Source organism: Streptomyces prasinopilosus (genome assembly GCF_001419695.1).
GTDB classification, from domain to species: domain Bacteria; phylum Actinomycetota; class Actinomycetes; order Streptomycetales; family Streptomycetaceae; genus Streptomyces; species Streptomyces prasinopilosus.
The window spans coordinates 1-6,872 of the sequence record NZ_LIRG01000560.1; the positions used below are offsets into that span (position 1 = coordinate 1).

The 6,872-nt window shown below is 73.4% G+C and carries 9 protein-coding genes and 2 pseudogenes; 3 read left to right on the forward strand and 8 right to left on the reverse strand.

The window, feature by feature from the left end; translation table 11 throughout:
• Positions 1–39: 39 nt before the first annotated feature.
• Positions 40–135, forward strand: a pseudogene (locus tag AOK18_RS34555) (GntR family transcriptional regulator); the annotation flags it as partial.
• A 99-nt stretch (positions 136–234) separates the two neighbouring features.
• On the opposite strand, the pseudogene AOK18_RS31225 reads toward AOK18_RS34555, so the two are convergent.
• The 3 genes and pseudogenes from AOK18_RS31225 to AOK18_RS22055 form a co-directional block, all read right to left on the reverse strand.
• Positions 235–489: pseudogene (locus AOK18_RS31225) on the reverse strand (winged helix-turn-helix domain-containing protein); the annotation flags it as partial.
• 344 nt (positions 490–833) lie between these two features.
• Entirely contained in the window at positions 834–2,105 is a 1,272-nt protein-coding gene (locus AOK18_RS22050; RefSeq protein WP_055695473.1) for a GNAT family N-acetyltransferase, read from the reverse strand.
• A 123-nt stretch (positions 2,106–2,228) separates the two neighbouring features.
• Positions 2,229–2,867 carry an RsiG family protein gene (locus AOK18_RS22055; RefSeq protein WP_055695474.1) on the reverse strand — a complete coding sequence of 213 codons (639 nt, stop codon included), beginning with the start codon at positions 2,865–2,867 and terminating at the stop codon, positions 2,229–2,231.
• Between the two features lie 177 nt (positions 2,868–3,044).
• On the opposite strand from AOK18_RS22055, the gene dtd reads away from it, so the two are divergent.
• Positions 3,045–3,470, forward strand: coding sequence for a D-aminoacyl-tRNA deacylase (gene dtd / locus AOK18_RS22060; RefSeq protein ID WP_055571876.1), 426 nt, complete (start codon positions 3,045–3,047; stop codon positions 3,468–3,470).
• A gap of 69 nt (positions 3,471–3,539) precedes the next feature.
• On the opposite strand, the gene ygfZ is transcribed toward dtd, so the two are convergent.
• From ygfZ to AOK18_RS22075, 3 genes are all read right to left on the reverse strand, one after another.
• Complete coding sequence (ygfZ, locus tag AOK18_RS22065; RefSeq protein WP_055571877.1) at positions 3,540–4,505, reverse strand: CAF17-like 4Fe-4S cluster assembly/insertion protein YgfZ; 966 nt, start codon at positions 4,503–4,505, stop codon at positions 3,540–3,542.
• Positions 4,506–4,514: 9 nt separating this feature from the next.
• Complete coding sequence (locus AOK18_RS22070; protein ID WP_055571878.1) at positions 4,515–4,952, reverse strand: Fur family transcriptional regulator; 438 nt, start codon at positions 4,950–4,952, stop codon at positions 4,515–4,517.
• Positions 4,953–5,044: 92 nt separating this feature from the next.
• Positions 5,045–5,620 (reverse strand): heme-binding beta-barrel domain-containing protein, encoded by a 576-nt coding sequence (locus AOK18_RS22075; protein WP_055571879.1) that lies wholly within the window; start codon positions 5,618–5,620, stop codon positions 5,045–5,047.
• Positions 5,621–5,903: 283 nt separating this feature from the next.
• Here AOK18_RS22075 and AOK18_RS22080 point away from each other — a divergent pair, with 283 nt between their 5' ends.
• The gene (locus AOK18_RS22080) at positions 5,904–6,266 is read left to right on the forward strand and encodes a DsrE family protein (RefSeq protein WP_055695475.1); all 363 of its coding nucleotides are present in this window, start codon (positions 5,904–5,906) and stop codon (positions 6,264–6,266) included.
• Between the two features lie 28 nt (positions 6,267–6,294).
• On the opposite strand, the gene AOK18_RS22085 is transcribed toward AOK18_RS22080, so the two are convergent.
• A complete protein-coding gene (locus AOK18_RS22085) occupies positions 6,295–6,561 on the reverse strand; it encodes a DUF3099 domain-containing protein (protein WP_055571881.1) in 267 nt (88 codons plus the stop codon).
• Positions 6,562–6,704: 143 nt separating this feature from the next.
• Positions 6,705–6,872: DUF1416 domain-containing protein (locus tag AOK18_RS31230; protein WP_157865143.1), on the reverse strand; the 168-nt coding region annotated here is incomplete at its 5' end.

Here is a 6,872-nt window from a genome sequence, read left to right on the forward strand (position 1 = left end):
CGGAAGAGGCCGCAGCGGCCACAGAGGACACATCGCGAGGTGGCCGACGAGCTGCGCGCCCGGATCAGGTCCGGGGAGCTGCGGCCCGGCCAGCGCATGCCCACCCAGGCGAAGCTCGCGGACGAGTTCGGCGTCGAGCGCGGTGCCGTGCGCCAGGCGCTGCGCATCCTGCAGTCCGAGCAGTTGCTCACCAACGTCGCCAAGGGCGCCCCGGCGACCGTCGCCGGCCACCCCGGCGGCGGTCGCCGGGGCGCCCTTGGCGACGTTGGTGAGCAACTGCTCGGACTGCAGGATGCGCAGCGCCTGGCGCACGGCACCGCGCTCGACGCCGAACTCGTCCGCGAGCTTCGCCTGGGTGGGCATGCGCTGGCCGGGCCGCAGCTCCCCGGACCTGATCCGGGCGCGCAGCTCGTCGGCCACCTCGCGATGTGTCCTCTGTGGCCGCTGCGGCCTCTTCCGTCCATTGACGGGGGCGTATTCCGGGTCCACACCGGAACCCTACAACTTCCCGCCATCTTTGGGCAGTTCACAGGAAGGTGGTTATGAGTCGCATCCAGGCGGAGATAACTCAGAGGAAGTTGGTCGCCAACTTGAGCAACATGGTCCGGCTTCCGAGGGGGTTGGCCGTCACGGTGACGGTGGGACCGCTCCTCGGGCCGCCGACCGGGCTCCTCCTCCGGAGGGGAGCCGGGAACCCGGTCGGTCAGTACCGGCGCGACCACCACAACTGAACAGCACGAACCGCGAGAACGGCAAGAACCGCTACGGATGCGCGGACACCCGCCGGACGAGGGGAAGGAGGCGGCGACGGCACCGAGGGAGCGCGCGAGCGCTCAGAACACGTCCGGGCACCATGGACGCCTGGACGTACGCAGCAGGGCGTCGGCCTCACGGGCGGCGCCCGCTCGTCCTTCCCGGACCCGGCCCAGCGCCGCCAGCCGCACCGCCGACTCGTCGCCCAGCCACAGCGACGCCAGGTCGGCCACGTCCAGGGACAGATCGGCGTCCCCGGCGGTCGCCGCACACGTCCCGGTGCCGTCCGCCGACGCCTCCAGCCGGTAGCGCCCGCCGGCCAGTCCCGCACCGTCGGCGACCTCCAGCACCAGCGAACCGGCCGCCCCGTACGTCCGGGCCTCCAGCGCCCGTACGACGTCCAGGACACGCACCCACAGCCAGTCCGCGTGCGTCGTCACGGCGGCGGCGCGCGGGTCCGGCAGGAGGAGCGGGAGCAGGTCGTCGGGGGCCCGCCAGCCGCTCCGCACCCTCGTGATCCAGTCGATCGAGCACAGGTAGTGCCACAGCGCCCGCTCCGCGGCCGGGCTCACCGCCAGCAGCCAGTTCACCCGCGCCGTGTTCGCCGGCTGCTTGGAGTCGCCCCACTCGTCGTCCGTCGTGTAGGAGACCATGCCCTCGGCCTCGCCGTCCGCCGAGCGGTACACGGCGAAGAAGGGCTCGTGCCACGTCGGGTGGAAGCGCACGGCGCCCGTGGCCGCCTTCCACCACAGGTCGGTCCGGCTGACCGCGCCCGGCTGGGTCCCGCGCAGCTGTTCGTGCAGCTCCGGGCCGAGCTTGCGCACGTCCTCCGCGTCCACGAGGTCCACCCGTCCGCCGTCCTCCGGGCGGGAGCGGCGCGGGTCGAGGCCGGCGCGCGGGACGTCGACGGTCCACTCGGTGGCCCAGGTGGCGGGACCGAAGCCGTAGCGGCCGTAGATGGGGTACTCGGCGGCGATGAGGGTCGCGACGACGTCCCCGCGCTCCTTCGCGGCGGCGAGGTCCCGGTCCATCATGCGGGTCAGCAGGCCGCGCCGGCGGTGCGTGGGGCTGACGGTGACGTTCGATATGGCGTCGGCGGGCACCGCGGCGCCGCCGACGGCGGTGAGTTCCTGCGCGAAGGAGCGGAACGTCGCGACACACCGGCCGCCGTCGAAGGCCCCCAGCGACCGGCCCGGCCGGAACTCCGGACGGCGTGCGTCGAGGACCTCCGGGGGAGAGGTGGGCTCCCGCAGGAACCCGGTGTTCAGGGCCCGGTTCCAGTCGGTGAACTCGGTCTCGGTGATCGGGCGCACCTCGAGGTCGGTGCGGGGCGTTCCGGCGGTGGGGGTCATGGCTTCACCGTAGGTCGGCCCCCGGGGGGTGTCGCGTGCTTTTCCGACCGCCCCGGCCCCGCCCGGACGGCCGCCCGGGCGCCGGACGCGAGCCGCCCCGCCCGGCGTACGGCCCGCCCGGCCTCACACCAGCAGGTCGTCGACCTGGGCCTCGCCCTCCCGGTAGCGGCGCGCGATCTCCGCGCTGCAGTCGTCGGCGGTGCGCTGCCGGCGCTGCCGGCTCCGGGACACCTCCTGCTCGTACCGCACCAGCCGCCCCATCGCGGCCGTCAGCTCCCCGTCCGTGCGCGCGCCCAGGTCCGAGAGCTCCACCTCGGCGAGCATCTCCGCCGCCAGCCGCCCGTACTCCTCGCTCTGCGGCGTCCCCAGGGTCACGTGGCGGGCGGACGAGCGCCGGCGCACCGGGGCGTCCCGCAGGATCTCCGCGAGCCGCTCCACCACGGACGCCTCCACCGGCGTGGCGACCGAGGCCGCGCCCGCCGGCGTGCGCCGGGCCAGTTCCGCCCGCAGGATGTCGATCCGCCCCTGGAGCAGCCGCCGCACGTAACTGAGGTCGGCCTCGTCGCGCTGGGCGTCGCGGCGCAGCGTGCGCAGCTCGGGCAGGCTGCGCACGGTCAGGGCCGGCTCGGGGCCCGGGTGCTCCTCGGGCAGGGCCGGGCTGTCCGTGCGCTGGGCGGGCGGGCGGTGGAACTCGCGTTCCCCCACCCCCGCCCGGACCGGCAGGACAGGCCCGGACTGCTGCCCGGTTCCTGGTGTGCTCATGTGCTTCGACCGTCCCCTCGACCGGTGTGTGCCAGCATCGTGCCACCTCTGGCGGCCGCTGCGTGACCGAGTGCTCCTGATCCGCCCCGGATGGGGGGTAAGGAGTAAAAATAGCCCGCTCGGGGACCCCCGCCGACCGCCGTCAGCCGCCTGTTCGCCGACCGGCATGATGGGCGCATGCGTGCAGTGGTGCAGAGGGTGGACGGCGCGAGCGTCGTCGTGGACGGCGAGACGGTGGGGGCGATCGAGGGCGAGGGGCTGTGCGCCCTGGTGGGCGTCACCCACGAGGACACCGAGGAGAAGGCGGCGCAGCTCGCCCGCAAGCTCTGGTCGGTGCGGATGCTCCAGGACGAGAAGTCGTGCAGCGACGTCGGCGCCCCGCTTCTGGTGATCAGCCAGTTCACCCTTTACGGCGACGCCCGGAAGGGCCGGCGCCCCACCTGGAACGCCGCCGCCCCCTCGGACGTCGCCGAACCGCTGGTGGACGAGGTGGTCGCCCGGCTGCGTGCGCTGGGCGCGACGGTGGCGACGGGCCGCTTCGGCGCGCGGATGCGGGTGTCGCTGACCAACGACGGCCCGTTCACCGTCCTCCTCGAGGTCTGACCGGGCCGGCCGCGGGGGACGGCCCGCCCCCGGGTCTCCCCGGGCGGGTGTCCCCCGTGCGGGTGTCCCTCAGGGCTCGACCACGGTCTCCTGGGCCGCCGCCGTGTCCCCGGCCATCAGGCGGGCGTCGACCGGGGTGTTCCGCTTGACCAGCGCCAGGGCGACCGGGCCCAGCTCGTGGTGGCGCACGGAGGTGGTGACGAAGCCGATCCGGCGTCCGTCCGGGCCGTCGTCGGCGATCCGGAGGCCGGTGCCGGCCGGCGGCAGGTGGACCTCGCTGCCGTCCAGGTGCAGGAAGACCAGCCTGCGCGGCGGCTTGCCCAGGTTCTGGACCCGGGCGACCGTCTCCTGGCCCCGGTAGCAGCCCTTCTGCAGGTGCACCGCGCCGCCGATCCAGCCCAGTTCGTGCGGGATGGTGCGGTGGTCGGTCTCGAAGCCGAGCCGGGGGCGGTGCTGCTCGACCCGCAGCGCCTCGTGGGCGAGGATGCCGGCGGGCGGCCCGACCTTCCCGGCGTACGACTCCAGGTCGGCGCGGGGCAGGAACAGGTCGCGGCCGTACGGCGTCTCACGGACGGCGACGCCCTCGGGCACCTCCGCGATGGAACCGGCGGGCAGGTGCACCACCGCGAAGTCGGCGGTGCGGTCGGCGGTCTCGACCCGGTAGAAGAACTTCATCGACTCCAGGTAGGCGAGCAGCGCCTCCTGCGTGCCGGGCTCGACGTGGGCCCAGACCGTCTCGCCGTCGTCGACGAGGTAGAGCGCGTGCTCGATGTGGCCGTTCGCGGAGAGGATCAGCGCCTCGGTGGCCTGGTGCGGCGGGAGGTCGCTGACGTGCTGGGTGAGCAGCAGGTGCAGCCAGCTCAGCCGCTCCGGCCCGGACACGGTGACGACCCCGCGGTGGGACAGGTCGACGAAACCGGTGCCCTCGGCGAGGGCGCGCTGCTCGCGGAACAGGTCGCCGTAGTGGGCGGCGACGCCTTCGTCCACGCCCTCGGCGGGAACGGCGCCGGGCAGGGTCAGCAGGGGGCTCTTCATACCCCCAGCCTACGACCCGGTAGTTGAAGCCTTCAGGGAGCAGTCCTCACAGCGGCCGAAGATCGCGAAGTGCTTCATGTCGGTGTCGAAGCCGAAGGTGTCGCGCAGCTTCGCCGTGAACTCGGCGGCCACCTCCACGTCCGCCTCGATGACCTCGGTGCAGTCACGGCAGACGAGGTGGAGGTGATGGTGCCGGTCGGCGAGGTGGTACGTCGGGGCGCCGTGCCCGAGGTGGGCGTGGCTGACCAGGCCCAGCTCCTCCAGGAGCTCCAGGGTGCGGTAGACGGTCGAGATGTTGACCCCCGACGCCGTTTTCCGCACTTCCACGAGGATGTCGTCGGGGGTCGCGTGCTCCAGCGTGTCGACGGCTTCGAGCACGAGTTGGCGCTGCGGCGTCAGCCGGTAGCCGCGCTGCCTGAGATCGCTCTTCCAGTCGGTGCTCACCACACCACGAGTCTAGGGCCTCCGGTGCGGATCACACCGGGCCCGCGGGCCGTGCGCCCCGGGGCCCGGGGCCCGGGGCCCGGCGGCCCGGCGGCTCACTTGAAGAAGGCGATCCCGTCGTCCGGCATGTCGTCGGGCAGGGCCTTGGCCCAGCGCTCGACGTCCTCGGGGGTGACGACCTTCTTCAGGTGCGCCGACATGTAGGGGCGCAGCTCGACCTCGGGGGTCTGCTTCTCGCCGACCCACATCAGGTCGCTCTTGACGTAGCCGTACAGCCGCTTGCCGCCGCTGTAGGGCCGGGCCGCCGCGGTGCGCGCCACGGCGTCCGTCACCAGGTCGATCTGCGGCTTCTGGTCGGCCAGCTCGCCGTACCAGATCTCGATGACGCCGTCGTCGCGGGTCATCGTGACCTCGACCTTGCGGTCGGCGTCGATGCGCCAGAAGCCGTGCTCGGACTCGAGCGGCCGGACCTTGCCGCCCTTCTCGTCGAGCACCCAGGAGCGGGACGAGTACTCCAGGAAGTCCCGGCCGTCGTGGGTGAAGGAGACCTCCTGCCCGAAGTTGCACTTCTCGGAGCCGGGGAAGTCGTGCACGCCTGCGCCCGCCCAGTCGCCGAGCAGGAAGGCGAGCGGTACGAGGTCCTTGTGGAGGTCGGACGGGATCTCGATCATCAGTGACAGTTCCTGGACGTGGTCGGGCAGGGTCAGCGCTGGCCCTGGTACAGCTTCTTCACGGCCAGCCCGGCGAAGGCGAGAACGCCGACGGCGACCAGGACCAGCAGGGCTTCGTAGAAGAGAACCACGGGATGCTCCTTGAGCGGGGGTGCGTTGCGTGTGCACGGGGCGGACCCCAGCTTACGCGGCCGGCCCCCGGCCCCGGCGTGCACCCGTCCGGCGACGGCTCCCCGGGCACGGCAGGCCGCGCCCGGGTCGCGGCGGTGGTTACGATCCGGGCATGGCGAAGAAGCTTGTGATCAAGGTGACCGCGGGAGCCGACGCCCCCGAACGCTGCTCGCAGGCGTTCACGGTGGCGGCGGTGGCCGTGGCGAGCGGTGTCGACGTCTCCCTGTGGCTGACCGGCGAGTCCGCGTGGTTCGCGCTGCCGGGCCGGGCCGCGGAGTTCGAGCTGCCGCACGCGGCGCCGCTGCCGGACCTGCTGGACTCGATCGTCGCGGGCGGGCGCCTCACCCTGTGCACGCAGTGCGCGGCGCGCCGGGACATCACGGAGAAGGACGTCATCGAGGGCGTGCGGATCGCGGGGGCCCAGGTGTTCGTCCAGGAGGCGCTGGCGGAAGACACGCAGGCGCTCGTCTACTGACGCGGGGGGCCGGCGGAGGGCCCGCCGGTCACCGGGGGCCCGGCCTCTTCTTCCCGTCCAGTTCGTCCCACCAGGCGTCGGACTCGGGGTCGCCGGAGGGGTCGTCCCACCAGCGGTCGTCGGGGCCGCGCCGGTTGGCGACCATGGCGGCGAACGGCGGGATGACCATGGCCACCACGCACATGCCCACGGCCACCGGGACCGACCAGAGCCGCACGACGGAGCAGGCCAGGACGAACAGCACGATGCACGTGCCCATCATGGCGAAGTAGGTATGCCGCCTGCGCGCATACATACCTACCAGCGTAGAACCGGACCCGCGGGCGCGCAGTCAGACGGGCGGAAGAACCCGCGGGCGGGCGGGTGCGCGGACGGGCCGAGGGGCCGCGTTCCCGGTACCGGTGTCCGGTCCGTGGGACGCGGCCCCTCGAAGAGCCCTCAGACCGCGATGGCGACCTCGGCCAGACCGCCCTGCCGGGCGACGACCGTGCGGTCGGCGGTGGCGCCGGGCACCAGGGCGCGGACCGTCCAGGTGCCCTCCGCCGCGTAGAAGCGGAACTGCCCGGTCGCGGAGGTCGGGACCTCCGCGACCGGGCAGTTCCGCTT